The 25663-nt window shown below is 49.2% G+C and carries 21 protein-coding genes; 14 read left to right on the top strand and 7 right to left on the bottom strand.

Annotated features, from left to right (window positions below):
* Positions 1 to 38: 38 nt before the first annotated feature.
* The 12 genes from rplU to IM638_08165 all read left to right on the top strand — a co-directional run bounded on the left by rplU (position 39) and on the right by IM638_08165 (position 12504).
* Positions 39 to 593 carry a 50S ribosomal protein L21 gene (rplU, locus tag IM638_08110; GenBank protein ID MCA6362988.1) on the top strand — a complete coding sequence of 185 codons (555 nt, stop codon included), beginning with the start codon at positions 39 to 41 and terminating at the stop codon, positions 591 to 593.
* Positions 594 to 621: 28 nt separating this feature from the next.
* A complete protein-coding gene (gene rpmA / locus IM638_08115) occupies positions 622 to 885 on the top strand; it encodes a 50S ribosomal protein L27 (protein MCA6362989.1) in 264 nt (87 codons plus the stop codon).
* 135 nt (positions 886 to 1020) lie between these two features.
* A complete protein-coding gene (locus IM638_08120; GenBank protein ID MCA6362990.1) occupies positions 1021 to 2289 on the top strand; it encodes a carboxylesterase family protein in 1269 nt (422 codons plus the stop codon).
* 85 nt (positions 2290 to 2374) lie between these two features.
* Positions 2375 to 3124, top strand: coding sequence for a sulfite exporter TauE/SafE family protein (locus IM638_08125; protein ID MCA6362991.1), 750 nt, complete (start codon positions 2375 to 2377; stop codon positions 3122 to 3124).
* A 44-nt stretch (positions 3125 to 3168) separates the two neighbouring features.
* Positions 3169 to 4443 carry a serine--tRNA ligase gene (gene serS, locus IM638_08130; protein MCA6362992.1) on the top strand — a complete coding sequence of 425 codons (1275 nt, stop codon included), beginning with the start codon at positions 3169 to 3171 and terminating at the stop codon, positions 4441 to 4443.
* Between the two features lie 11 nt (positions 4444 to 4454).
* Positions 4455 to 5081, top strand: a complete 627-nt coding sequence (locus IM638_08135; protein MCA6362993.1) for a hypothetical protein — start codon at positions 4455 to 4457, stop codon at positions 5079 to 5081.
* 2 nt (positions 5082 to 5083) lie between these two features.
* Complete coding sequence (locus IM638_08140; GenBank protein ID MCA6362994.1) at positions 5084 to 6943, top strand: tetratricopeptide repeat protein; 1860 nt, start codon at positions 5084 to 5086, stop codon at positions 6941 to 6943.
* Positions 6943 to 7245: a DUF4286 family protein gene (locus IM638_08145; protein ID MCA6362995.1), complete on the top strand. Its 303-nt coding sequence runs from the start codon at positions 6943 to 6945 to the stop codon at positions 7243 to 7245. Before IM638_08140 ends, IM638_08145 begins: the two co-directional genes overlap by 1 nt.
* Before the next feature lie 88 nt (positions 7246 to 7333).
* A complete protein-coding gene (locus IM638_08150; GenBank protein ID MCA6362996.1) occupies positions 7334 to 9286 on the top strand; it encodes an AAA family ATPase in 1953 nt (650 codons plus the stop codon).
* 1 nt (position 9287) lies between these two features.
* Complete coding sequence (gene rsmA / locus IM638_08155) at positions 9288 to 10079, top strand: 16S rRNA (adenine(1518)-N(6)/adenine(1519)-N(6))-dimethyltransferase RsmA (protein MCA6362997.1); 792 nt, start codon at positions 9288 to 9290, stop codon at positions 10077 to 10079.
* A 76-nt stretch (positions 10080 to 10155) separates the two neighbouring features.
* A complete protein-coding gene (gene mgtE / locus IM638_08160) occupies positions 10156 to 11550 on the top strand; it encodes a magnesium transporter (protein ID MCA6362998.1) in 1395 nt (464 codons plus the stop codon).
* Positions 11551 to 11553: 3 nt separating this feature from the next.
* Positions 11554 to 12504, top strand: a complete 951-nt coding sequence (locus tag IM638_08165) for a hydroxyacid dehydrogenase (GenBank protein ID MCA6362999.1) — start codon at positions 11554 to 11556, stop codon at positions 12502 to 12504.
* On the opposite strand, the gene IM638_08170 is transcribed toward IM638_08165, so the two are convergent.
* Genes IM638_08170 through IM638_08190 form a run of 5 tightly spaced genes read right to left on the bottom strand, consistent with a single transcriptional unit; the run spans position 12505 to position 20129 of the window.
* A complete protein-coding gene (locus tag IM638_08170) occupies positions 12505 to 12885 on the bottom strand; it encodes a DUF1987 family protein (protein MCA6363000.1) in 381 nt (126 codons plus the stop codon).
* Positions 12886 to 12939: 54 nt separating this feature from the next.
* Entirely contained in the window at positions 12940 to 14223 is a 1284-nt protein-coding gene (locus tag IM638_08175; protein ID MCA6363001.1) for an aspartate kinase, read from the bottom strand.
* Between the two features lie 11 nt (positions 14224 to 14234).
* Entirely contained in the window at positions 14235 to 14708 is a 474-nt protein-coding gene (locus tag IM638_08180) for a GNAT family N-acetyltransferase (GenBank protein ID MCA6363002.1), read from the bottom strand.
* 47 nt (positions 14709 to 14755) lie between these two features.
* Entirely contained in the window at positions 14756 to 17416 is a 2661-nt protein-coding gene (locus tag IM638_08185) for a T9SS type A sorting domain-containing protein (GenBank protein MCA6363003.1), read from the bottom strand.
* Positions 17417 to 17474: 58 nt separating this feature from the next.
* A complete protein-coding gene (locus tag IM638_08190) occupies positions 17475 to 20129 on the bottom strand; it encodes a T9SS type A sorting domain-containing protein (GenBank protein MCA6363004.1) in 2655 nt (884 codons plus the stop codon).
* 335 nt (positions 20130 to 20464) lie between these two features.
* Here IM638_08190 and fbp point away from each other — a divergent pair, with 335 nt between their 5' ends.
* Entirely contained in the window at positions 20465 to 21481 is a 1017-nt protein-coding gene (gene fbp, locus IM638_08195; GenBank protein MCA6363005.1) for a class 1 fructose-bisphosphatase, read from the top strand.
* Positions 21482 to 21618: 137 nt separating this feature from the next.
* Here the strand turns inward: fbp and IM638_08200 are convergent, their stop codons facing one another.
* Both IM638_08200 and IM638_08205 read right to left on the bottom strand, forming a co-directional pair.
* Positions 21619 to 21876: a hypothetical protein gene (locus IM638_08200; GenBank protein ID MCA6363006.1), complete on the bottom strand. Its 258-nt coding sequence runs from the start codon at positions 21874 to 21876 to the stop codon at positions 21619 to 21621.
* A gap of 98 nt (positions 21877 to 21974) precedes the next feature.
* Positions 21975 to 22544, bottom strand: coding sequence for a DUF1003 domain-containing protein (locus IM638_08205; protein ID MCA6363007.1), 570 nt, complete (start codon positions 22542 to 22544; stop codon positions 21975 to 21977).
* Positions 22545 to 22723: 179 nt separating this feature from the next.
* Here IM638_08205 and gcvP point away from each other — a divergent pair, with 179 nt between their 5' ends.
* A complete protein-coding gene (gcvP, locus tag IM638_08210) occupies positions 22724 to 25576 on the top strand; it encodes an aminomethyl-transferring glycine dehydrogenase (GenBank protein ID MCA6363008.1) in 2853 nt (950 codons plus the stop codon).
* Positions 25577 to 25663: the final 87 nt, after the last annotated feature.

A 25663-nucleotide genomic window follows, 5' to 3' on the forward strand; every position in this document is an offset into this window, starting at 1 on the left:
CCCTCCCGAAATAGGGAAAAACTAAACACAACTCAATTATGTACGCTATCGTAGAAGTAGCCGGGCTCCAATACAAAGTTGCCAAAGACCGCAAGATCTTTGTGCACCGCCTTGAGGCTAACGAAGGTGCCAGCATCGAACTCGACAAGGTCCTTCTCATTGACAACAGCGGCAAAATCACAGTAGGCACACCTTCAATTGACGGTGCCCGTGTGGCCGCAAAAGTGCTTTCACACCTGAAAGGCGACAAAGTGATCGTTTTCAAAAAGAAACGCCGCAAAGGCTATCAGAAAATGAACGGTCACCGTCAGCAACTCACTGAGCTTTACATCCAGGCCATTCTCGGCAAAGGTGACAAACTCAGCGACGCAGATGCCAAAGCCGAAGCCGCTTCAATCCTCACCCTCAAAGAACGTTCACGCGTGAAACCCGCTAAAAAAGTGTGGAACAACGAAAGCGTAGAAGTTGCTGAAGAAGTGAAGGAAGAAAAGCCCAAAAAAGCAGCCGCTAAAAAGCCCGCAGCCAAGAAAGCCGCCACCGGCGAGAAAAAAGCCCCGGCCAAAAAAGCTGCCAAAAAGAAAACCGACGAATAATAGTATCAATCAATAACAACTTTACACCATGGCTCACAAGAAAGGTGAAGGTAAAGTAAAGAACGGCCGCGAATCCGAAAGTAAACGCCTCGGCGTGAAAATCTACGGCGGTCAGCTCGCCATTGCAGGCAACATCATCGTTCGCCAGCGTGGTACACGTCACAATCCCGGTCAGAACGTAGGCATTGGCAAAGACCATACTTTGTATGCACTCGTTGACGGTATTGTTGCTTTCCGCAAAAAACGCGACAACAAGTCGTATGTATCAGTTGATCCCATTCAGGCCGACTAACTGATTCATTCTTACCTTATAAAACCATTCCGGATGCACTTCCGGAATGGTTTTTCGTTTTTCAGTGTGGTCATTGTTATCAACAGCTTTAAACCAAAGCCGGGTGAAAGTGCTCTTTACAAAAAACACTTAACCATGAACAAGTACACACTTCAAAAACTAATTGCACTTGCTGCGGCATTGTGGATTGGAATTTCAGGTACAGCTCAAACCTGTCCTCCGGGTAACCGCTTTAGCGAGCAAACCGTATGCGACTATGACTCCATCAGAGATATTCCCTACACCCAGCCGCAGTTCTATCAGGAAACACCGGCCACGCTCAGGATGGATGTGTATCTGCCCTTATTTCCCAACGGCGATCCGCTTGCGCAACGTCCATTTGTGCTGCTCATACACGGGGGCGGCTTTCAGATTGGCGGCCGTCAGCAATTTCGTGAAGAATGCCGCATGTTTGCACGCCGGGGCTATGTAGCAGCCACCATCGACTACCGGCTTGGCTACGAATGCGCGCAGGGGCCCGATGAATACAACAAGGCGGTTTACCGCGCCGTGCAGGATGCCCGTGCGGCTCTGCGCTTTGCTGCTTCCAACGCCTCAAACTGGGCCATCAACACAAACTGGTTTTTCATTGGCGGTGCCAGTGCGGGCGCAGGCACGGCATTAAGCGTAATCTACCTTTCGCAGGCTGAAGCCAATGCCGATTTTCCTTCAATTGTGCAAAACGCAGGCCCGCTCAATGCCGTGGGCAATCCGCTCACCAATACCTACACCATCAGAGCCGTCTATAACAACTGGGGCGGCATTCCATCAAGCTATGTGAGCGCAGCAGAATCAGTGCCGATGGTGGCTTTTCATGGCGATGCAGACCAGACCGTAAATATTGACTCGGAAATTAAAGCCAATTGCCCCGGCTCTGCGCCGAGAGTAGTTGTGGGCTCGCGCGGATTGCAAAATATACTGGCGGGCTACGGCGTTTGCTACGACCTTACGGTAAAGCCCGGCGGCGGTCATGGTGTGTACCGCTCTTCGTTGCAGCAGATCGAATTCCGTGTGGCGCGGGCTTCGTGTTTCTTCCGCAGCATTTTTTGCAACACCTGCACCAGTTTCTACGCCACATCAACCGTAATTCCTGATTGCTCGCCCGCACTCAGGCTTACTGGTGAGGCAGAAACTCCGGTGGTTTTACCGGTTGCTTATCCAAACCCGGTGGCCGACCGGTTAACACTTTCCGCACCAACCGGGCAACCCGTTATGTGCCGCATTTTCAATACCGCAGGGCAGTGTGTGCTTGAGGTAAGCACAACACGTGAAATAGACTGCAGCAGCCTGAGTGAGGGCGCTTATGTGCTAATGATTGCCGATGCGGAAAAAACCACCCCATTCCGCTTTGTAAAACTCCGGTAACCAACATAAACAACGAAATACAGCAGAAGGTGCGGCAAATCAGGCTGCACCTTCTGCCATTAAAAAGGCTTACTTTGCAGCATCAATGAGTATTATTGCCGGCATTCTCTTTTCGCTGCTTGCTCTACTGGCCGAAATTATCGGCACGGTGGGCGGTTTTGGCTCATCGGTATTTTTTGTGCCGGTGGCCGGGCTTTTTTTCGATCTGCATACGGTGCTGGCGCTTACCGCTTTGCTGCATGTGTTCAGCAACAGTTCGAAGCTCTGGTTGTTTCGCGGGCATATAAACCGCAGGCTGCTGTTGCAGTTTGGTATTCCGAGTGTGGCGCTGGTGTGGCTGGGCGCGGAACTTACCGCACACATGAGTTCGCAAACGGCTACGTTGCTGCTGGGCATTTCCATCATTCTCATCAGCCTTGTGCTGCTTGTAATGCCGCGCCTCAAACTTAAAGCGGCCCCGGGAACAGCCATTATTACCGGCGGCACAGCCGGATTTTTTGCCGGACTTGTAGGCACTGGCGGCGCCATTCGCGGACTGGGACTGGCGGCTTTCGGGCTGGGTAAGGAAGCGTTTATTGCCACCTCGGCGGCCATAGACATGGGTGTTGATTTGCTGCGCGCTGTGATTTATCTGCGTTTCGATTACATGCCGGAGTCGGGGCTGATATGGGTGCCGGTGCTTTTGCTGGTGGCAATGACGGGCTCCTGGCTGGGCAAGAAATTAGTGATGCGTCTGGAAGAAACCTTCTGGCGCAGACTCCTGCTCGTTTTGCTGCTGATGGTGGGCATCTGGCTGGTAATTAGTGACTATTTACCACAATTAACGGCACACTGAACAGGCAAACGTGCTAACTTTGAACACTGTATTTTCAAACGTATATGCTGCAACTCAATTTTATCCGCGACAACAGGGAAGAAACCATCCGGCGCCTCACCAAAAAACACGTGAAGAACGCTGCCGAAGTTGTTGACGCAATTCTTGCAAAAGACACCGAACGCCGCCGCGCACAGGCCGAATCAGACAGCCTCAAGGCCGATGCCAACCAGATTGCCCGCCAGATTGGTGAGCTGATGAAAGCTGGCAAAAAAGCCGAAGCCGACGACGCCAAAAACAAAAGCACGGTGCTGAAAGAAACCGAGAAAAAACTCGAAACTGTTCTCAGCACCATCGAAAACGAATTGTACGAAATTCTCGTACAGCTGCCCAACCTGCCCAACGAAGCAGTACCCGAAGGCCGCACGCCCGAAGACAATGCCGTGGTGTTTGAGCATGGCAGCATTCCCGCACTGCACGAAGGTGCTGTACCGCACTGGGACCTTGCCGCAAAATACAACCTCATTGATTTTGAGCTTGGCGTAAAACTTACCGGCGCCGGCTTCCCCGTGTATAAAGGCAAAGGTGCCCGCCTGCAACGCGCACTCATCAACTTCTTCCTCGACCGTGCCACTACAGCCGGTTACCTCGAAGTACAGCCGCCCATTCTGGTAAACAAAGACTCCGGATTCGGCACAGGCCAGCTTCCCGATAAAGAAGGACAGATGTACTTTGTAACGGAAGATGAACTCTACCTCATTCCAACCGCCGAAGTGCCCATTACCAATATTTACCGCGACGTGATTCTGAAAGCAGAAGAACTTCCGGTGAAGAACTGCGGCTATACACCCTGCTTCCGCCGCGAAGCCGGTTCATACGGCAAAGATGTGCGCGGCCTGAACCGCCTGCATCAGTTCGATAAAGTGGAAATTGTGCAGGTGGCACATCCTTCAGCCTCTTACGAAGTGCTCGAAGAAATGCGTCACTTCGTGGCCGGCCTGCTTAAAGAACTGAACCTTCCCTTCCGCACCCTGCTGCTTTGCGGCGGCGACATGAGTTTTGCTTCGGCAAAAACGTACGACATGGAAGTGTATTCTGCCGCGCAGCAGAAATGGCTTGAAGTAAGCTCGGTATCAAACTTCGAAAGCTTCCAGAGCAACCGCCTCAAACTGCGTTTCCGCGAAGGAAGCGAAAAACCGCAGCTGGCACACACACTCAACGGCAGCGCACTTGCATTGCCCCGCATTGTGGCCGCATTGCTCGAAAACAACCAGACACCCGAAGGCATACGCCTGCCTGAAGTGCTGCATACCTACACCGGTTTTGAATGGATTAACTGAACATGAGCCGAATGAACATAAACCGAATTCTTGCTGCAGCTATCGGAATGGCTTTTCTTACTGGCTGCGGTACTCCAGCTGCAAACGAAAAAGCGGCCGCTGAAGCCGAAAAACTTCAGTCTGTACTCAGCAGTGCCGATTCTATTTTGCAGAAAATAGACGTGGGAAAAGCAGAAAACAGTGCCCGCCAAATCAAAAACAACGCACAGTTTATCCAGTCAAGCATACCCAAAATGGGCGATACGCTTGACTTTAACACGGCACTGTTTCTTACCGATTACCGCTCGCTGTACAAGGATTTTGAAGTGGTGGAAAAGAACCACCGCCTGCTCCGCGAAGCGATCGACTCATCGCGAATTAATCTGGGCAACCTCGTAAGCGACCTGCGCGCAAACCAGCTCACCGCCGGACTCACACCTGATTCGGCAGTGGCTTACGAAAAACGTCAGGCTGCACAAATGCGCGAATTTGCCTTAGATATTCAAAAACGCCATGCCGACGCCACAATGAAATACGATTCACTGGTTCCGCGCGTTAATGAATATCTGGAACTGATTAAACAACGCACAGGAACAGTGCCCATGCCTTTACCGCCCCGTAAAGAAGGTGAAAGGGAAAGCGAAAAAGAAAACGATTAAGCGTGAATATACTCAGGTTGATACTGCTGCCCGCCATGGTGCTTTTTTTCGCACCTCAGGCCGCGCTTTGTCAGCCTGTACCTCCGCAAACCGTTTCGCCCGATGAGCAGCTGGCCGGACAATACTACGCTGCCGGCGAGTACGACAAGGCTGTGGTGTATTACGAGAAATTGTACGACCGCAATCCCATTGCGCTTTATTACAATTATTATCTCAACTGCCTCATTCAGACAAAAAACTTCCGCAAGGCCGAGAAGGTTGTGACCCGCCAGAGCAAACGCTATCCGCTCGATCTGCGCTTCCGCGTGGATATGGGGCGTGTGTACCGGGCGCAGGGCGATGAAGAAAAGGCAAAAAAGGAATTCAATGCAGCCATCAACGCCATTAATTCGATGTCGTCTGCCACGGCGGTGATTGATCTTGCCAATGCTTTTCTTGGACTTAATGAAACGCAGTTTGCCATAGATGCACTCAAACGCGGGCGCCGCGAAATGGGCGAACGGTACAGCTTTGGCAACGAACTGGCAGAAGTGTATTTCCTGCGCAAGGAATATGCATTGATGGTGAATGAATGCCTTGATCTGGCTGCGCAGAACTCAATGGGCGAACGGCAGCAGGTGCAAAACAGATTGCAGGCCTGGATGGATGAAGACCGCGAAGAAAAAGTGGAACCTGCGCTGCGCGCTGAATTACTGCGACGCTCGCAGAAAGAACCCGATAAACTGATCTGGTCGGAAATGCTGATGTGGCTGTTTATGCAGCAGAAAGATTTCCGCGCTGCCATGGTGCAGGCAAAAGCCATCGACAAACGCCGCAGGGCGGAAGGCAGCACGGTGATGGAACTTGCCGAGGTGGCACGTGCCAATGAAGAATATGATGCGGCCATTTCTGGCTATGACTATGTGATTTCACTCGGGCCCGCTGCACTAAACTATCGCAAAGCCCGTACCGACAGGGTTACGGTGCGCAGCGAACAACTTACCTCCCGCAGTAACTACACCCGCGCCGAGCTTATCCAGCTCGAAACAGAAATGAAAACCACGCTCACCGAGCTTGGCGAAGACGGCACCACCATTGATCTCATGCGTAGCCTTGCTCACCTGCAGGCATTCTACCTGTTCAAAACCGGCGAAGCCGTGCAGCTGCTCGAAAAAGCCATTGCACTGCCCGGCGTAAACCCCGAAAAACAAGCAGAAAGCAAACTCGAACTCGGCGATGTACTGCTGCTCGACGGGCAGGTGTGGGAAGCCTCGCTGCGCTACTCACAGGTGGAAAAAGCATTCAAACGCGAACCCGTAGGACAAGAGGCAAAATACCGCAACGCAAAAGTGGCCTTCTACATCGGCGATTTTAAATGGTCGCAGGTGCAGCTCAATGTGCTCAAAGGCTCCACATCAAAACTCATTTCAAACGACGCGATGTATTTGTCGATTCTTATTACCGACAATTTCGCGCTCGACAGCAATCCCGAACCGCTCAACTGGTTTGCACAGGCCGACCTCATGCTGTTTCAGAACCGCTTCGAGCAGGCCGGCATTTACCTCGATTCGGTTGACCGAATGTATTCCACCCACTCCATTGCCGACGATGTACTCTTTCTGCGATACCGTATCGCAATACGTCAGCAAAAATGGAGTGAGGCCGCCACGCACCTCAACAAACTACTCAGCATGTACAGCGATGATGTGCTTGCCGACGATGCCCTTTTCCGCCTTGCCGAATTGTACGAGTATCACCTCGACGATAAAACAAAGGCCATGGAATGCTACCAGAAACTGCTCACGCAATATCCCGGCAGTTTGTTTGTGGTAGATGCCCGTAAACGCTACCGCGAACTACGCGGTGATAAAGTTGCCGACTGATGATTTTATACAACGTTACCATCAATGTTGATGATGATGTGCACGATGAATGGCTGCACTGGATGAAAACCGTGCATGTGCCTGATGTGCTTGCTACCGGCTGTTTTATGGAAGGCCGCATTTTCCGTATCAACGTGGAAGAACAGCAGGGAAAAAGCTATTCGTTTCAATATCGTGCGGCAACCATTGATGATTACGAGCGTTACAAAACAAACCACGCTCCGGCGCTTCAGAAAGATGTGATAAACCGCTACAACGGAAAATTTGTAGCCTTCCGCACCGTGCTGGAAGAAGTCAAGTAGTTACTGTTCACGAAATATCGACTACCGTAGCATAAAATCGCCATTACTCATCTAATCTTATTATTTTTAAGAAAAATAATCACTAGAAATGTATATACAATCCTTTCGGTTAGTCAATTTTAAATCCTTCAAAAATTCAGTTTTTCACCTGAATGAAGATATTAATTTGCTTACCGGTTTAAATAACTCTGGAAAAACCACCGTGCTTGAGGCATTGGCTCTTTGGCATGAGTTATTTACAAAAATGATTGAGCAGCAGGGGCGTACAAAGAAAAAAAGAGATGGAGTAAATATAGGTGACTATTTTATCGCCCAACTAGCTTGGTATTTTTCACATCACGATATAGAATGTGTTCGAATTACTAATCAGAATGAGTTATTTCATAATCTTGATGATTCGCAGGGAATTGAATTAGAAGCCTCGTTAATCAATGACAATGAAGAAAAGTTGAGCATTGGCTTTAGGATAAACTACTCAAAAGGGAATCGTCTTTCCGTACAACTTATTCAGCAACTTGACATTCCCTTGTTTAACCGGTTTTTCTCCGGCTACTTCCCAACCCCGATAAATCAGATTTATGCTTCTCCAGTAGCATTTATTCGAAAGCTAGAATCGTTTGAAACAAACCCTCGCATACAACGTTTGGTAAGCGAAAGAGAATCGGCAGTTGTACTACGAAACCGGCTTTATAATTTACGAACCCGAGGCAATACCGACTGGTCGAATTATGAAAATGATTTATCATTTGTGTTAGCTGGCGAACCGAATCAGGTTTCCTTTGAGTTTACAGGAGACAAAAACAGCGATGTGGAAATTGCTGTGCGCGTAAGTGTGGGTAATAAAAGAATAATGACCGAACTGTCTCAAATGGGAAGCGGTACAGTTCAGATCATCGAAATACTCCTTGCCATTTACGAGCGAAAGGCGGCATTCACACTTGTTTTGCTTGATGAACCTGATTCACATATTCACCGCGACATACAAAAACGCTTATTGCAAACACTTACCGACCGTTCATCTGGCAATCAGATCGTATTAACATCTCACAACGAAAGTCTAATCAGAAGCACTCCTCCTTCACAAGTTTTTCACGTAACCGGAGCAGAGCAATCTGCCTATTATCCCATTATTCATGGATACAAACCAAAAGCCGGAGGACGTGGTTTCAAAGCCACTCCACAGTTAAAAGTACTACAAAGTCTTGGATATGAATCAACGCTTGATTTTCTGAATGCGGTAGAGGCTGATATTATTTTTATTGTAGAAGGTAATACTGATGCATATTATATAGATTATATACTTAATAATAAATACAACAATAGAAAAGTTAGAGCCATGTACTGGACTTGCAGCAGCTTGTCGGTAATGTTTGATAGAATTAACTTCTACAAAGAATTATTTACCTCAATAAAGAATAAAAAAACACTATGGGAGAAATCGGTACTGGTATTCGATAAGGATTTCATTACCGAATCTCAACGCAAGAAATTAGCAGCACGAATTCAGAAAGACTATAAAATAAAAACTCATATTTGGAGGTCAAGAACTTTTGAAGCTACGTTGTTATCAGAACCGGATAAATTTGAGCGGATGCTGGAAGGTTTTTTGAAAACCAAAGTAAAATCAGGCTCAGTGGATCTGGGATTTTTGCGTAAAACTATATTTAATGAATCTTCCATACTATGCAAAATAAAATATCAATACATAAAAGACTTTAATGACAAAGGCTTATTGAAAGATGAAATCGACAGGGTAAAGAATCTGATTGGTGAAATGGGTATAAAAGATGTGTTTCAGGGAAAAGATGGTTCATTTGCACCTCAGTTCTTCAACGAAATTACCATAGATATTGAAGCCGGGCGACTTAACCAGATTGCCGATAAGGACGATGTGGCACAACTAATTAGAGCAATTTGTACAGAATTTGGTGTAACCTCATTACCCGATGACATTAACGAATATTTTGAGGAATTGGTGGCTCCCATAAAACACGACTGGTATAAGGAATGGGACGAATTAATCAGCTTAATTGAAAGCTGAAATGGAAGCAGTACGCGCAAAAAAACACCTTGGCCAGCATTTTCTGCGCGATGAAAACATTGCCCGCAAAATTGCCGAAAGCCTTCGCCGCAACGGAAGCTATACACAGGTGCTCGAAATAGGGCCCGGCATGGGTGTGCTTACCAAATACCTTTTGCAGCAACCGGAAATTGAAACCTGGGTGGCCGAAATCGATACTGAATCTGTAGCTTATTTACAGGAACATTATCCCGCACTGGCTCCGCGCATTATTGCCGGCGATTTTCTGCGCATGAAACCCGAACAGTATTTCAGCAGCAACTTTGCAGTAATCGGTAATTTCCCCTACAATATTTCTTCGCAAATTCTTTTCAAAGTACTCGAACATCGCAATCAGGTGCCCGAACTGGTGGGCATGTTTCAGAAAGAAGTGGCCGAACGTGTGGCCGAGCCGCCGGGCTCAAAAACGTATGGTATTCTCAGCGTACTGCTTCAGGCCTGGTACAAAATCGAATACCTGTTTACGGTGCATGAAAATGTATTTTCACCGCCACCCAAAGTGAAATCGGCCGTGATCCGGCTTACACGTAACGATACGGTGCTGCTTGGCTGCGATGAAAAACTCTTTACCGCCGTGGTTAAAGCCGCATTTAACCAGCGCCGCAAAACCATACGCAATGCCGTAAAGGCATTTGCCATAAAACCCGGCTTCGAAAACCACGAATACTTTGCCAACCGGGCCGAAAAACTTTCGGTAGCCGATTTTGTGGCGCTCACCAATATGCTTGAGGTGCGGCAACCAAATGTAAAATAAGCATTACCTCTGCCACGGCTATCGGGTTGAATGCCGTTTCTGCCTACCTTTGCACCGCTCCGGCAAAACAGTAATCATGGCCTTTCAGCTCACCGATACTTTTCTCGACGAAATCCGCTCGGCGCTTGCCGCAGGGGATGCAGAAGCGGTGCGTGCGCATTTCAACGGACTGCACCCGGCCGATGCCGCCGAAATCCTGAACGGACTCGACACCGAGGACACGGTAAAAGCCTACGGCCTGCTTGATGACGAAGTAGCTGCCGAAGCACTGCTCCTGCTCGATGACGACCGCCGCGAGGAAGTTCTCGAAGGCCTCTCGCCAAAAGAAATTGCCGAGCAGGTTATTGACAACCTCGACTCCGACGATGCAGCCTACGTACTGGCCGAACTTCCCGACGAGCAGCAGGACGAAATTCTGCAGCACGTAGAAGACCTTGAACAGGCCAGCGACATTGTGGATCTGCTCAACTTCGACCCCGACACAGCCGGCGGTCTCATGGGCAAAGAAACCGTGCGCGTACACATCGACAAAACCGTGCGCGAAGCGGTGCGCGAAATTCGCCGGCAGGCCGAAGAAGTGGATATTGTGTACACCATTTATGTGGTGGACGAAGACGAAAAATTAGTGGGCCTGCTCTCGCTCAAGAGTCTGCTCACCAAACCACTCAATTCGCCAGTGCGTGAAGTGTGCAACCCCAATGTAGTAAGTGTGCGCACACACACACCGGCCGAAGAGGTGGCCAAGCTCATGGATAAATACGACCTGGTGGTGATTCCCGTAATCGACTCGCTGGGCCGTTTGGTAGGCCGCATTACGTTTGACGATGTGGTGGATTTGATTCGTGAAGAGAACACGGAAGACGTGCAGAAAATGGGTGGTGTGGAAGCACTTGAAGAACCCTACATGAGCACGCCCTTCTGGCGAATGATCCGCAAACGTGTAGGCTGGCTGGTAGTGCTGTTTGTGGGCGAAACGCTTACCGCCACGGCACTCAGCTTTTTCGACGACAAAATCCAGAAGGCCGTAATTCTGGCTGTATTCATGCCGCTCATTATTTCGAGTGGCGGAAACAGCGGCTCACAGGCCACCTCGCTCATTATCCGCGCGCTGGCGCTGGGCGAAATCACCGTGCGCGACTGGTGGTCGATTGTGAAGAAGGAATTCAAATCGGGTCTGGTGCTTGGATTGATTCTGGGCATTATCGGTTTTCTGCGCATCGCCATCTGGTCGAATTTTGTGGACGATTACGGGCCATACTGGTTTCAGATAGCCCTTACATTGGGCATCACGCTTACGTTTGTGGTGCTGTGGGGTTGTTTAACGGGCTCGCTGCTGCCGCTGCTGCTCAAACGGCTCGGCCTTGACCCGGCAGTTTCTTCTGCGCCGTTTGTGGCTACCCTGGTTGATGTAACCGGGCTGCTCATTTACTTCTCCGTTTCGGTAGCTTTGCTCGAAGGTACTTTGCTCTGATCCATGCAACGAATTCTTTTTCTCGACACCAACCATCCGGTAATGCTTGAAATGCTGCGCGGAGCAGGATTTCAGTGCGATGAAGAATACACGCTTCCGAAAGAGAACGTGCAGCAACGCATGGCTGGTTATGCCGCTGTGGTAATCAGAAGCAGGTTTAAGCTGGATGCGGCATTTATTGATGCTTCGCCCGATCTCAAGTGTATTGCACGCGCAGGTGCAGGAATGGAAAATATTGATGTGGATTATGCCGAAGCGCGCGGCATAACCTGTGTACATGCCCCCGAAGGTAACCGCGATGCCGTGGGCGAACAGGCCATTGGCATGTTGCTCGCGCTGATGAACAACCTTGCCCGCGCCGACCGCGAAGTGCGGCAGGGTAAATGGATACGAGAGGGTAATCGCGGCTATGAACTTGGCGGAAAAACCGTAGGTATTATCGGCTACGGGAACATGGGCTCGGCCTTTGCTCAGCGGCTGCGCGGTTTTGATGTAAACGTGCTTGTGTACGACAAATACAAAACCGGTTTCGGTAATGCATTTGTGCAGGAAAGCAGTCTCGAACGCATTTTCGAAGAAGCCGATGTACTGAGTCTGCACATTCCGCTTACTGCAGAAACACACTACATGATTAATGATGCGTTTCTAAGCGCATTCCGTAAACCCATCTGGCTCATCAACACCGCACGCGGCAAAGTACTCGAAACCGCCGCATTGGTAAAACACCTTCAACTGGACAATGTAAAAGGCGCATGTCTCGATGTGCTTGAATACGAAAAAGTATCGTTCGAAGCCATTGATGCGACTACACTACCTGAACCTATGCAGTTTCTGATTCGATCAGATAATGTACTGCTCTCACCACACATAGCCGGGTGGACATTTGAAAGTCACGAAAAAATAGGAAAGGTACTGGCCGGAAAAATAATCAGCGCACTTGGTAGCGGTTACTGATTAATCTTCAACCGGGAGAGACTTGTATTGAAACGAAAACTGAAGCACATCGCTCAGTTCTTCTCCTCGCTCAAGCAATTCCTCATCATCTTCCTCATATTTCCAAACTACTACCAGCGTTTCACGAAAATTCTGGATAAGGCGCTGCATAAAGGGCAGCAAATGCCTTACTGTAGTAGTATTGAAATAGGTAAGACAAATAGAAAGCGTAAGATTACCCGAATAATGTCCAATCAGTGAGTCGGTCCACTCATGCAGCGGTTTGAAAAACAAATCAGCATTTTCGGGAATAGACACACCGGTAAGCGACATTGTACCTGACTCACGGTTGAAATCAACTTCGGCAGTACTGTTGGTTCCGGGAATATATAATCGGCTCATGGGTAATTTGGAGACAGACAAAGATAAGAAACCCGCTCAATTTATTACTGGAAATTAACCAGGAGTAACGGCTTCACCACTATTTTTCATTACAATCTGAGCCGTGTAGCGACTTTTCACCTCCAGCAGCATATCCTTTCCTTGTGTTACGCGGTCAAGCGTAGCCTGGTTGTAATGCCTGATGGTAACAAGTTCGAGATTGTCATTCATCAATACCTGAAAATCTTTGCGCAGTGCTTCGATAAGCGCAGGAATGCGACGCGCATTATTATCAATCACTACCGAAAAACGCAGCGCCGAATTCTGCATCATATTCAGATGAATACCATAAGCACTGAACAATCCGAAAATACGGCTCAGACTATCCTCCACAATGAATGAAAAATCTTTAGGGGCAATAGAAAGCAGTACCTGATCCATTTTAAAAATAAAACACGGCACCGGTAGTGCTGCCTGTGCTCCCTGAATAACCGTACCGGCAGCATCAGGATTTATAAATGAACGCACATAAAGCGGAATGTTTTTATTCTGCAGCGGTTTTATGGTTTTGGGATGAATAACCGTGGCACCGTAATAGGTTAATTCGATAGCATCCTGATAGGAAAGCTGCGGAATGAGTTCGGTGTGATCAAACCATTTCGGATCAGCGTTAAGCACGCCGGGGACGTCTTTCCAGATCGTAACACTCTCGGCATCGGTGCAGTGCGCTACAATGGCTGCGGTATAGTCAGAACCTTCGCGACCAAGTGTGGTGGTGAAATTTTCAGATGTAACGCCGAGAAAACCCTGTGTAATTACCGGCACAGATAAATTTTGAAAAAGCGATTCGCGTATGCAATGTTGCGTAAGCGGCCAGTCCACTTTTGCTTCACGGTAAGTATTATCTGTCTTAATCCAGTCGCGCACATCCTGCCAGCGGTTGGCCATACCGGTATGCGTAAGGTAGTGACTTACAATTTTAGTAGAAAGCAATTCCCCTACCGACACAATCTGATCATACTCGCAATCGAAATCATGCGTAGGCTGATCTTCAATTACCCATTCAAGCTCCACCAGCGTGTTGTGGATATCCGTATAAACTGCATGTGAGTGGTCAGTAAAAAGTCCGTGCAAAATTCCGGCATGGTAGTTTCGTACTTCATCCAGCACCTGCTGCGCTGTTTCCGTATCACCTTTAAAATATGATTCGGCGAGACGTTCGAGGGCGTTGGTGGTTTTACCCATTGCCGAAATAACCACCACAAGCGGCTGACCGGCATATCTGCTTAATATACCGGCCACGTTTTTTACAGCTGTGGCATCTTTCACCGAAGCGCCGCCAAACTTGAAAACTTTCATGCAAAAAGAAATTATTTAGTAAGCAGTTGTTTGATCTGATCGGCTTCAATACCTACGTTGAGCCATTCGCTGCTGAATGTGGCATTGTATTTTTTGTAAAATGCAATTGCCGGCTCGTTCCAGTCGAGCACCTGCCAGAGCATGCCGGAGCAGCCTTCGTCGAGCGCATGCTGAAGGGTACGATCCATGAGCAGTTTGCCCAGGCCTTTACCACGCATGGATTCGGTAACGATAATATCTTCGAGGTAAAGGCGTTTGGCTTTCCAGGTGGAGTAGCGCCAGTAGAATAGTGAAATTCCCACAATGCGGTTTTCGTATTCGGCCACAAAACAGCCAAACAGCGGCTGCGGACCGAAACCATCGGCCACAAGTTGTGCGGGCGAGTTGGTGACTTCGTGGGGCGCTTTTTCGTAAACGGCAAGCTCCATGATGAGCTCAAAAACGGCAGGCATATCGGCTGCCACGGCTTTGCGAATGGTGAACATAGTGTGTAAGCGTGGCACGAAATTACGGTTTTCGTCCACGCCGCGCGCTATTCCTTCACAAACCTTCTTGCAGCCACCGCCGTGTTGCCTTGCACCCGAAGCACATACACACCCGGCGGCAATGCGGCTATACGAAGCTGAAATGTTGAAGCCGCCTGCCTGCTCTGCAGCACTGTACGCCCGCTCAAGTCAAGCACACTCACCTGCACCGCATCCTGCCCGAAATCATGCTGCACATAAAGCACATCGGCTGCCGGGTTGGGCTGCAGCCAGAGCATATGACTTTGAGGCTGCGGCCCCTGCACCGAATTAAACAAAGGCACACACGCTGTTGAAGAATTTTGTCTGAACCAACTTTCGATACGCATCACCGTTGTATCAAGCCCGGCATGATAAGGCTGCGTGCCCCATGCATTCACCGAATCGAAATGCGTAATGATGGCAAACTCAAATACCGCCGTATCGCCCGCAGCCAGATCAAACGGCCCGCAATGTGTGTAAGCGCGCCTGTCGCCGGGGGCATTGCCTGCGGTGCGCTCGTTCCAGCCGGTAGTATCGTAAAGCGGATCGGGAAACAAAAAACGCGTGGGTGTAGTGCCGCCGTAACCAAAATTTCCACCCGTAGAAAGAGGCGTACTGTCGGGCCACATCAGATTCATGTAGTTGTAAAACGTACCCGCAGTGGCATAAAAATAAGGCGCAGGTGTGCCCGAAACCATCATCCCCGTTAACCGGTTTTTTTCGCCCGGCTCATCGGCAATACCATTGTTATTGTTGTCTAAACTATCGCCGGTCACAGCCAGCGGACCGTCTAGAATCACTACGGCATTCTGCGGAGGAAATAATCCGTAATCTTCCAGATTGGGATCACTATCATCACTGTCACCATTGATAATATACATATAATTCAGTTCAGGCCGGCATCCTATCCAGTCGTCCTGCCAGTTACCCACATCACCATCGCTGTAATAGGTAAGTATGGTATTATGATAACTGGTATCAGACCGGTTAATGAAACTGAACCGATAAAACGTAGCATAATTCAAATCGCGGAGCGAATCAGGCAACTGGCTGCAATTGTATGCCCAGGCTTCGGCATGCACTTCCACGCCAAGCGCGCGTTCATCGCCTTCGGTATGCGGCAGCATCACATCATTAAATACCCACCATGCGTACTGATCGCCTTTGATAAGCGGATAATCGCCATCGTAAACAGAATATTGCCCGTCGCCATTGGCATCTGCAAACGGAGCAAGCGCATGTGCATAATTTCCGTTGCCACGTGCCGGCCATTCGCGTAAATCGGGCGAGGGGACGTAGCTTCCGTTCTGTAATTGTCCGTTCGCAAAACGCCATTGCAGCTCGCTTATTTCATAAGCCGTAACCATCCACACACGGTCAAACGCCGAAGCATTGGCCAGGCTGCTGCTCTTTGTAACGGTATCAATCGGCCCGGGGTAAAAATCTACTCCCGACTGCCGGTAAGTCATAGCTGCCAGATGCAACTCATTCTGATCGTCGAGGCCGCCAATCCACAACGCCGAAGTAAATATCGAATGCTTGCCACTGCCTTTCGGGACTTCGTAGCCGGCATTTGCCAGTGTCCAGTGCATATCGCCCTGTGTAAGTATGTTTGCGCTCACTTCATTCACATTGAGCTTGCGCAGATTAAGTGCGGTAAAACCTCTTCCGTAACTCAGATAAGGCTGCGGATTGAAATGCGTGAGTTTAAACGAATTACCAGTAACGGCAGTAGTAAATGCATTCACGAAATACACCCCCGAATCAGACGGGGCAAGCCATTGCACAGTGCCAAACATACTACCGGGATAATACACATTCACCTTACCGCTGTCAATATGCGTAAGTACTTCGTTGGGTTGTGTAAACCATACACCAGATCGGCCGGCGGTAAGGCACGATGTACCGGTGAATTGCTGGTAATCGAATGTGTAGCGTTGTGTAACTGGGATAAATGAGCTCCCGTTTTGCAGCCATAGCATGGCAGCGGTAGAAGCCCACACTGTACCGCTGCTGTCGCAGGTTACAGTTTGAAAAACACCGGGAATTTGTGTTTGCCAGTTGCCCGAAAAACGACAAAGACCACCTTCGGTTGCAGCCCATACTACACCGTTCCGGTCAATAGTAATCGCGTTTATAGTATCGGAAGCCAGTGTCGAATTGGCGGTATTCATAACCGTCCACGAATTACCGTTGTAAACGGCCACACCACCCCGCGTAGCCATCCATACTTCCGATGCCGTGCATAAAATTCCGGCCACATGGTTATCGGGCAAACCCGAGTTGGCATTATCAAACAAGAGCCAGTTGACCCCGTCAAAACGGGTTACTCCGCCGCTGTTTGTACCCACCCACACACCAGCCGTGCTGTCGAAAGCCACGCTCTGCACATTGTTTTCGGGCAGAAAAAACGAGGAATTGTCATACACTGTCCAGCTGCTTCCATCCCACACACCCACTCCGATATTCTGAAACCCCACCCACACACGATTGCCCGGATCTACCGCAATACAGTTTTTATTACGAAGCACCTGCGGATTGTAGGGTGAAGGCATGCTTATATAAGTTGCACCGTTTTGAGCATAGGCTGTAAACGAAAGCAACAGATGCAGCAGTACAGAAAAGTAACGTGTATTCATCTGAAGGGTCAGTTCAAAAGTAACGAAACTGCCCTGAATGTAGTTCATACATGCAGGGCAGTTTGCAATAAAGTAGTAAATGGCTGCGTGGCTTTGGCAAGTGGCTTTACTGGCGCACGAAGCGGAAAATAATTACCTGCGCACCATCTGTTACGCGCAGCTGATAGACACCCGGCTGCAATGTGGCTGCATGAAACACGTTGAGCGGTTGTGCATTCAACTGCTCCTGCTGTACCACCCTGCCGGCAAGGTCGATAATTTGCAACTGGGCATTGCTGGTTTGCGGCAAATAATCGAGTGTAACCAAATCGCTGCCGGGGTTCGGATAAAGTTTTGCATCGGGCAATTGTTGCGGATCATTGCCGGTGCCCACTGTAAAGGTCACACACGACGGGAAACTACCTGCTGCATACCAGTTTTGCACACGCTGAACATCATTCAAAAAGAAATTGATGTAGCCCGGAGTGCCATGTACCGCAGTGGTATCACGACTCCAGATTTGTGCATAAGTGATTGTTGCTGATGCCGACGGAGCGAGGGCACTTACAGACGTAGATGAAATTCCGCGGCGGTCACTCGGAATATTGTTTGCCGAAGATTCATTCCATTGTGCCGTGGCGAAGGGTGTTTCTGAGTATATATGTGTTGCGCCCGTTGTGCCGCCGTAACCGTTTCCTCCGTAAGTGAGTGGTGTGCCGTCAAGCCAATATCCGCTAAGGTAATTGTAGTAATGAGTAGCATTAACTGGATTGCCGGTTATTGTAAAATCATTGTTGTGATACATGAAGTGCGAAAGCAGATTTTTCTCATTAGCCTCATCAATAATGCCGTCGTTATCATTATCGATACCATCAAACGCATCCGCAGGCGGTCCGTCTAAAACGGTAAGTCCGAATACCGGAGGATGTGCACCGTAAGTTCCGATTTGGGCTTGCGGTGTGCCGCCATCGTTTGGTGTTCCGTTATATACAAAAGCTGTGTTATATACCGGAGCGGAGCCAACAAAATCATCGAACGGTGAGCCAAGATCGTAATCCTGAAACAAGCCGGCATAAACATCGGAGTATGTAGTTGAGCTGCGGTTAATCAACTCGAAAGAATAAAATAAAGTTGTATTCAGTACCTGTTGGCTGTCGGGAAGTGCCGGGCAAGCATAAGCCCATGCAGATGCGTGTACTTCTATGCCAAATGGTTGTCCGCCGGTTTCGGTGTGTGGTGCCAGATTATCATTGAAAATCCAATACAGCATTTGATCGCCTTTGATTTTCGGATAATCGCCTCCGGCAAGCGGATCATAAATTCCGTTGTTGTTTACATCCACAAACGGAGCCAGATTGCGCGAATAATTTCCTGTGCCGTGTGCCGGCCAGTTGAGAATATCTCCGGCAGGTGTAAAAGAGCCGTTCTGCACATTACCCTGCGCAAAATGGTAAATGAATGCTTCTATATCTGCTCGGTTAATTTTCCAGATATAATCATATTGGTAAGCCACAAGACTGTCGGTGCCGGCGGTAATTGTATCAAGCGGCCCGGGGAAAAAGTCAATTCCTCGTTGGCGGTAGGTCATACCAGCCTGATGCAATTGTCCGCCCGCATCTAAACCTCCGATCCACAGCCCGGAACTAAATAAACAGTGAGTGCCGCTTCCTTTCGGTACTTCAAATTGACCATTACTCAGGTTCCAGCCGAAATCACCTCTTGTCAAAAAAGACACATTCGCATCATTTATGTTCAGATAGCGGTTGTTAGAAAAATCAACAAATGAATTGAGATTAGTCATGGACTGTCCGTATGCAACAACCTGTACTCCCGGCAATGGTGAAATATCAGTTATCATTCCTACATAATAGTAATTCGAGTTTTGCTGATTGAAAGCAACAAAAGATGCTCCTGTGTTTGCTGAAATCGTATTTGTAATAATTATTTCAGGAACACTATTTCTATTCAGCTGAATTAGGGCGCGACCGGGTGAGCCTTTTAACACTAAGGGCATTCCTTGTCGTCCCGGTGTAAGTTGGATAACACTAAAATCTACACCGTCTGTAAGTTCTTTTATCGAATGAAAACTACCATTGTTCAGATAACCAGTTCCAGCAGAACCTCCAATCCAGACATCGTTGCCCAAACTCAGAATACTGGTTGGTGTTCCAATTGGCGGTAATGAAATAATCGGCCAGCCAGCCCACGATTGACTGGCAGTGTGGTACATATTTACACCTGCATCACTGATGATCCACACAAATCCGTTTACTGCTGAAATTTGAGTAATCTTATTGCCGAGCAGCAGTGAGTTGGCGGTTGTGAAATTCGTCCACGTTGTGCCGTTAAACAGTGAAAGTCCGTTTTTTGTAGCACACCAAACAGAATTGCCGTCAACCTCTAAATCCTGAATAGAGTCATTAACCAGTCCTGAGTTTTGTGTGTTGTAGGTGGTCCAGCTGTTGTTATTAAGCACAGCAATACCTGAATCCCTTGCTGAAATCCATATACCGCTGGCCGCCGGGACTATATTCGCAACCCGGCCAAACGGTGCACCCGTTGCTGTGTTGTACATTGTCCAGCCGGAACCATTGTAATAACCAAAACTTTTATTGAAACCAACCCAAACACCGCCGGCGGTGTCCACTGCCAGAGCAGAGCGGTTGTTGATTTCTGAACTTGGAAGGGAAGGGGCATCAATGTAGCTGAACTGTGCATGAACATTGAGATTCATTGAGCACATAAGCAGTGCAATACCCCAAAAGGTGGAGAGGGATTTCATAAGTGAAGAAGTTGCGATTGGGGAATGTGCATGGCTAATATCTGTCATTCAATTATTAAAAACAATATTTAATATGGTATTGGTTGGTTTTATTTGATAACTGGCAGAATCCAGGTTTGTTTTTCAGAATCATTGAGTATGAATCATTCTCGGTACAAATCGTAATTTCTGCTTGATAACAGCAAAAGGTCACTGTAATTGGGAAAACAGAATACAGAAGCGGTAACGCAAAAGCACTTTTTCCGGGAATGTTGCTCTGTAAAAATGATTAAAAGGCCTCTAACCGGAAAACTTTCCCCGCCTTTTCCGATCTTTGCCAAAAGCATCCAAGCCACATGAGCAAAGTAAAGACCCTCGGACAATTCATCATCGAGAAACAAAATGATTTCCCTTACGCCAAAGGCGAACTTTCGCGTCTGCTGCGCGATATTGGCATTGCCGCCAAAATTGTGCACCGTGAAGTAAACAAAGCCGGACTGGCCGACATTCTTGGCGAAGCCGGTGAAACCAATGTGCAGGGCGAATCAGTAAAAAAGCTTGATGTGTTTGCCAACGAGCAGTTTATTGCCGCGCTCAGCGTAGGCGGCGAATGTTGCGGCATTGCGTCGGAAGAAAATGAAGATATTATTCCTATCGACACACCGCAATCGCGCAATGCAAAGTATGTGGTGGCCATGGATCCGCTCGATGGCTCTTCAAACATTGATGTAAATGTATCGGTGGGCACCATTTTCTCGATCTACCGCCGTGTTTCGCTCACCGGCCCTGCCACGCACGAAGACTTCCAGCAGCGCGGCACCGAGCAGGTGGCAGCCGGCTACATCATTTATGGTTCTTCCACCATGCTGGTGTACACCACCGGCAAAGGCGTAAATGGCTTTACACTCGATCCGTCTATCGGCGAGTTCTGCCTCTCGCATCCAAATATGAAAACACCTTCCATCGGCAAAAGCTATTCAATAAACGAAGGCAATTATGTGCATTTTCCCGATGGCGTGAAGAAATACATTAAATACTGCCAGGAAGAAGACAAGGCATCAAAGCGCCCCTACTCGTCGCGCTATATCGGCTCGGCTGTAGCCGATATTCACCGAAACCTCATTACCGGCGGCATTTACATTTATCCCACCACCGCCTCCTCCCCCAAAGGCAAACTCCGCCTGCTTTACGAGTGCAGCCCGATGGCATTTATCATTGAACAGGCCGGGGGCAAGGCTACCGACGGTTTCCAGCGCATTCTCGAAATTGAGCCCAAAACACTGCACCAGCGCACACCGTTCTTTGCAGGGTCAAGCGAAATGGTGGACACCGCCTGTGATTATATGAAACGCTATTCGGCAGCTCAGGTGTAATCAATACAAAATGAAAAACAGCCTCCGCAATTAAGCAGAGGCTGTTTTTTTAGAGCCTGTTTAAAATTTGTTTTTAAACAGGCTCTTATTTTGTAAAAACGGCAGTGCGTTTCTTGCGCAGCGCGTTTCTGAAGCTGTCAGAATGCAAAGAAGCCGAAAATAAGCACCAGCACTAAGAGCGTAAGGGCTACAAGGCACAATTCAATTATCGCACACACCCGTCCGGCTTTTACACGCGAATGTGACTTTTCCGTGTAGGCCTGCGGGTTCAGGCGATACGCTTTTAATGCCTGATTACTCATAACCAGTGCTATGATGGCCAGAATGAGGCCCAGTCCACCTGTAAATACAAGCGAGAGAATACCCAGCACCAGCACGCCGGTTGCATTGGGCAAATCCTGTTGCGACGGGACAAAGCCGCCCGGATAACCATACTGCGGATTGTAACCGGGAGGAGGCGGAGGATAATTTTGATACATGGGGAGAAAGTGAATTAGTGAATACGGTTTTTCAATTGTGCGATTTGCGCCGACAATTCCTGAATCAGTTCAAGCTGCCGGCTCTGGCTTTCGAATAAACTCTGGTACTGATCTTCGAGCAGAAGGTCAATTTTTTTGTGCAGGCTTCTGATTTCGATTTCGGCCTTCAGATTTACAAGATAATCGTTCTCGGCACGGCGCCTGTCGCGTTCTTCCTTTCTGTTCTGGCTCATCATAATAACCGGCGCCTGAAGCGCGGCAATGCAGCTGAGAATTAAATTAAGCAGAATAAACGGATAGGGGTCAAACGGATGTGCGGCGAGTACGAACGTGTTTAAGGCAATCCAAATCACAATTATCACACTGAAGGAAATAATAAACCGCCAGCTGCCGCCAAAAGAGGCTACCTTATCGGCAATACGCTCGGCGCGGGTGGTTTTTATCTGCTTTTCGGCTTCGAGCAGCTGGCGGGTGAGCAACTCTTCTTCTTCAAGGGCCAGCGTAACTAATTTATGAAGCTCGCGCAGGCGCTCATTTGCCGTTTCGCTGAGCTTTTTTGCGTAATAATCTGTACTGTTTTCCATCAGAATACCCTTAAACAACTATGACATAGGTAGTTGGCCGAAACCAAGAAAATGTGAATGTTTAGCTCACTTTCGAGGCAAAAAAGTACACAAAAAACCGGCAGCCCCGAAGGCTGAAACCGAGGCATAAAAACGGTTATCTTTGTGCCTGTTTTTTACACAACACATCCAACAACAATATGGCTACGGACAGCTTCGTGCGACGTCACATCGGCCCCTCGGCAAAAGAGGTGCAGGAAATGCTTAACACCATCGGCATCGGTTCGGTGGATGAACTCATTGAACAAACCATTCCGGCAGCCATCCGGCTGAAGCAGCCGCTGAAATTTGCCCGGGGAATGAGTGAATTTGATTACCTGAATTACCTCAAAGGCATTGCAGGCAAAAACAAACTTTTCCGCAGCTACATTGGTTTGGGCTACTACGGCACCATCACGCCGCCGGTAATCCTGCGTAATATTCTCGAAAATCCGGGCTGGTACACAGCTTATACGCCCTATCAGGCCGAAATTGCACAGGGCCGCCTCGAAGCGCTGCTCAATTTCCAGACCATGGTAATGGATCTTACCGCCATGCCCATGGCCAATGCATCGCTGCTTGATGAAGCTACCGCCGCAGCCGAGGCTATGACCATGCTTTACGGCAACCGCAGCCGCGACGCCGTGAAACGCAATGCCAACCAGTTCTTCGTATCCGACCGTTGCAATCCGCAAACCATTGATTTGCTCAAAACCCGCTCAGCACCTCTGGGCATTGAGTTGATTATTGGCGATCACAGCACCTACACGTTTAACGAAATGGTGTTTGGTGCCGTGCTTCAATATCCCGACATGCAGGGCGAAGTGGCCGGCTACAAAGCCTTTACTGATGCTGCACATGCAGCCGGTGCCGGTGTGGCCGTAGCTACCGACCTGCTGGCTCTTGCGCTGCTCACACCTCCCGGTGAATGGGGTGCAGATGTAGTATTTGGCAACTCGCAACGCTTTGGCGTGCCCATGGGCTACGGCGGTCCTCATGCCGCATTCTTCGCTGCCCGCGAAGATTTCAAGCGCCTCATGCCCGGCCGCATCATCGGCGTTTCAGTTGACAGTCATGGCAACCACGCCCTGCGCATGGCGCTGCAAACACGGGAGCAGCACATCAAGCGCGACAAAGCCACCTCAAACATCTGCACTGCGCAGGCGCTGCTGGCCATTATGGCTTCTATGTATGCCGTTTATCACGGTCCCGAAGGCATACGCAGCATTGCCGAAGAAGTACATACGGCAACAGCCCGTCTCGCGGCATCGCTTGATGCCGCCGGAATGAAGCGCGTAAATCAGGTGTACTTCGATACCCTCACCTACGAATTGCCCGCCGGCCTCAGTGCCGATACATTACGCAGCAAAGCCGAAGCAGCAGGAATCAACCTGCGTTTCGGAAACAACACCGTAAGCATCAGCCTTGACCAGACTGTGCGCGAAAACGACCTGAACGATCTGGCCGCAATTTTTGGCGCTGCACTGGTTGCTTCGGCCGCAAGCCCGGTAAACGGCAATCTTGCCCGCACAAGCAGCTACCTCACCCACCCGATCTTCAACACGCACCATTCTGAAACCGAAATGATGCGTTACATCAAGCGCCTCGAAAACAAAGACCTTTCGCTGGTGCATTCAATGATTTCGCTCGGCTCGTGCACCATGAAGCTCAACGCCGCATCGGAACTCATTCCCATTACCTGGCCCGAATTTGCCAACATGCACCCCTTTGTGCCTGCCAGTCAGGCCGAGGGATACACACAGGTAATCAACGAACTCAACGAAATTCTGAGTGATGCCACCGGCTTCGCGGCCATGTCGTTTCAGCCCAACTCAGGCGCTCAGGGCGAGTATGCCGGCCTTATGGTAATCCGCGCCTGGCACATCAGCCGCGGCGATCATCACCGCAACGTGGCCCTAATCCCATCATCAGCTCACGGCACAAATCCCGCTTCAGCCGCCATGGCCGGTATGGACATTGTGGTGGTGAAGTGCGACGATCACGGCAACATTGACGTAGCCGACCTGCGCGCCAAAGCCGAACAATACAAAGACCGCCTCTCGTGCCTGATGGTTACCTATCCTTCTACACACGGTGTATTTGAGGAAGCCATCATGGAAATCACCTCCATCATTCACGAAAACGGCGGACAGGTGTATATGGACGGAGCCAACATGAATGCGCAGGTGGGCCTTACCAGCCCCGGCAACATTGGTGCTGATGTATGTCACCTGAACCTGCACAAAACCTTCGCTATCCCGCACGGCGGCGGCGGTCCCGGCATGGGGCCCATTGGTGTGGCCAAACACCTTGTCCCCTTCCTGCCCGGCCATCCGCTTGTAAAAACCGGTGGCGAGCAAGCCATTCCGGCCGTGTCGGCTGCACCCTACGGCAGTGCGCTCATTCTGCTCATTTCCTACGGCTACGCCAAAATGCTGGGCGGTTTCGGCATGACGGAGTCAACCAAACTGGCTATTCTTAACGCCAACTACATCAAAGCCCGTTTGGAAAAGCACTACCCGATTTTGTACACCAATGTAAACGGACGCTGTGCACACGAAATGATTCTTGACTGCGCCGAGTTTAAGCGCACCGCCAAAGTTGAAGTGGCCGATATTGCCAAACGCCTTATGGATTATGGCTTCCACGCGCCCACCGTGGCATTTCCTGTACACGATACGCTTATGGTAGAACCTACCGAAAGCGAGCCCAAAACCGAACTCGACCGTTTCTGTGAGGCTATGATTATGATTCGCCACGAAATTGCAGAGATTGCAGAAGGCAATGCCGACGGTACCGACAACGTGCTTAAAAACGCACCGCATACTGCCGCAACAGTGGTAAGCACCAACTGGAACCACACCTATCCGCGCGAAAAAGCCGCCTACCCGCTTGAGTGGGTTCGTGATATGAAATTCTGGCCCAGCGTAGGCCGTGTGGACAACGCCTACGGCGACCGTAACCTGGTATGCTCATGCCTTCCGATTCAAGCATACGCGGAAGCTGAAGCGTAAGTAATCCGTTCATCTGTTTAGTTTACAAGCCGCTTCGTAACTGATGCGGCTTGTTTTATTATACCTATACCTAACAAGCTTTTTAGG

The sequence above is a fragment of the Bacteroidota bacterium genome (assembly GCA_020402865.1).
Lineage (GTDB): Bacteria > Bacteroidota > Bacteroidia > Palsa-965 > Palsa-965.

What these genes read in the sequence shown, in the direction of transcription:
- rsmA (MCA6362997.1), top strand. Translation starts at nt 9,288, where the DNA reads ATGGAAGCAGTACGCGCAAAAAAACACCTTGGCCAGCATTTTCTGCGC.
- IM638_08150 (MCA6362996.1), top strand. Translation starts at nt 7,334, where the DNA reads ATGTATATACAATCCTTTCGGTTAGTCAATTTTAAATCCTTCAAAAAT.
- rpmA (MCA6362989.1), top strand. Translation starts at nt 622, where the DNA reads ATGGCTCACAAGAAAGGTGAAGGTAAAGTAAAGAACGGCCGCGAATCC.
- IM638_08185 (MCA6363003.1), bottom strand. Translation starts at nt 17,416, where the DNA reads ATGAACTACATTCAGGGCAGTTTCGTTACTTTTGAACTGACCCTTCAG.
- IM638_08135 (MCA6362993.1), top strand. Translation starts at nt 4,455, where the DNA reads ATGAACATAAACCGAATTCTTGCTGCAGCTATCGGAATGGCTTTTCTT.
- IM638_08180 (MCA6363002.1), bottom strand. Translation starts at nt 14,708, where the DNA reads ATGTTCACCATTCGCAAAGCCGTGGCAGCCGATATGCCTGCCGTTTTT.
- gcvP (MCA6363008.1), top strand. Translation starts at nt 22,724, where the DNA reads ATGGCTACGGACAGCTTCGTGCGACGTCACATCGGCCCCTCGGCAAAA.
- IM638_08205 (MCA6363007.1), bottom strand. Translation starts at nt 22,544, where the DNA reads ATGGAAAACAGTACAGATTATTACGCAAAAAAGCTCAGCGAAACGGCA.
- mgtE (MCA6362998.1), top strand. Translation starts at nt 10,156, where the DNA reads ATGGCCTTTCAGCTCACCGATACTTTTCTCGACGAAATCCGCTCGGCG.
- IM638_08120 (MCA6362990.1), top strand. Translation starts at nt 1,021, where the DNA reads ATGAACAAGTACACACTTCAAAAACTAATTGCACTTGCTGCGGCATTG.
- IM638_08175 (MCA6363001.1), bottom strand. Translation starts at nt 14,223, where the DNA reads ATGAAAGTTTTCAAGTTTGGCGGCGCTTCGGTGAAAGATGCCACAGCT.
- IM638_08145 (MCA6362995.1), top strand. Translation starts at nt 6,943, where the DNA reads ATGATTTTATACAACGTTACCATCAATGTTGATGATGATGTGCACGAT.
- IM638_08125 (MCA6362991.1), top strand. Translation starts at nt 2,375, where the DNA reads ATGAGTATTATTGCCGGCATTCTCTTTTCGCTGCTTGCTCTACTGGCC.
- rplU (MCA6362988.1), top strand. Translation starts at nt 39, where the DNA reads ATGTACGCTATCGTAGAAGTAGCCGGGCTCCAATACAAAGTTGCCAAA.
- IM638_08190 (MCA6363004.1), bottom strand. Translation starts at nt 20,129, where the DNA reads ATGAAATCCCTCTCCACCTTTTGGGGTATTGCACTGCTTATGTGCTCA.
- serS (MCA6362992.1), top strand. Translation starts at nt 3,169, where the DNA reads ATGCTGCAACTCAATTTTATCCGCGACAACAGGGAAGAAACCATCCGG.
- IM638_08165 (MCA6362999.1), top strand. Translation starts at nt 11,554, where the DNA reads ATGCAACGAATTCTTTTTCTCGACACCAACCATCCGGTAATGCTTGAA.
- fbp (MCA6363005.1), top strand. Translation starts at nt 20,465, where the DNA reads ATGAGCAAAGTAAAGACCCTCGGACAATTCATCATCGAGAAACAAAAT.
- IM638_08170 (MCA6363000.1), bottom strand. Translation starts at nt 12,885, where the DNA reads ATGAGCCGATTATATATTCCCGGAACCAACAGTACTGCCGAAGTTGAT.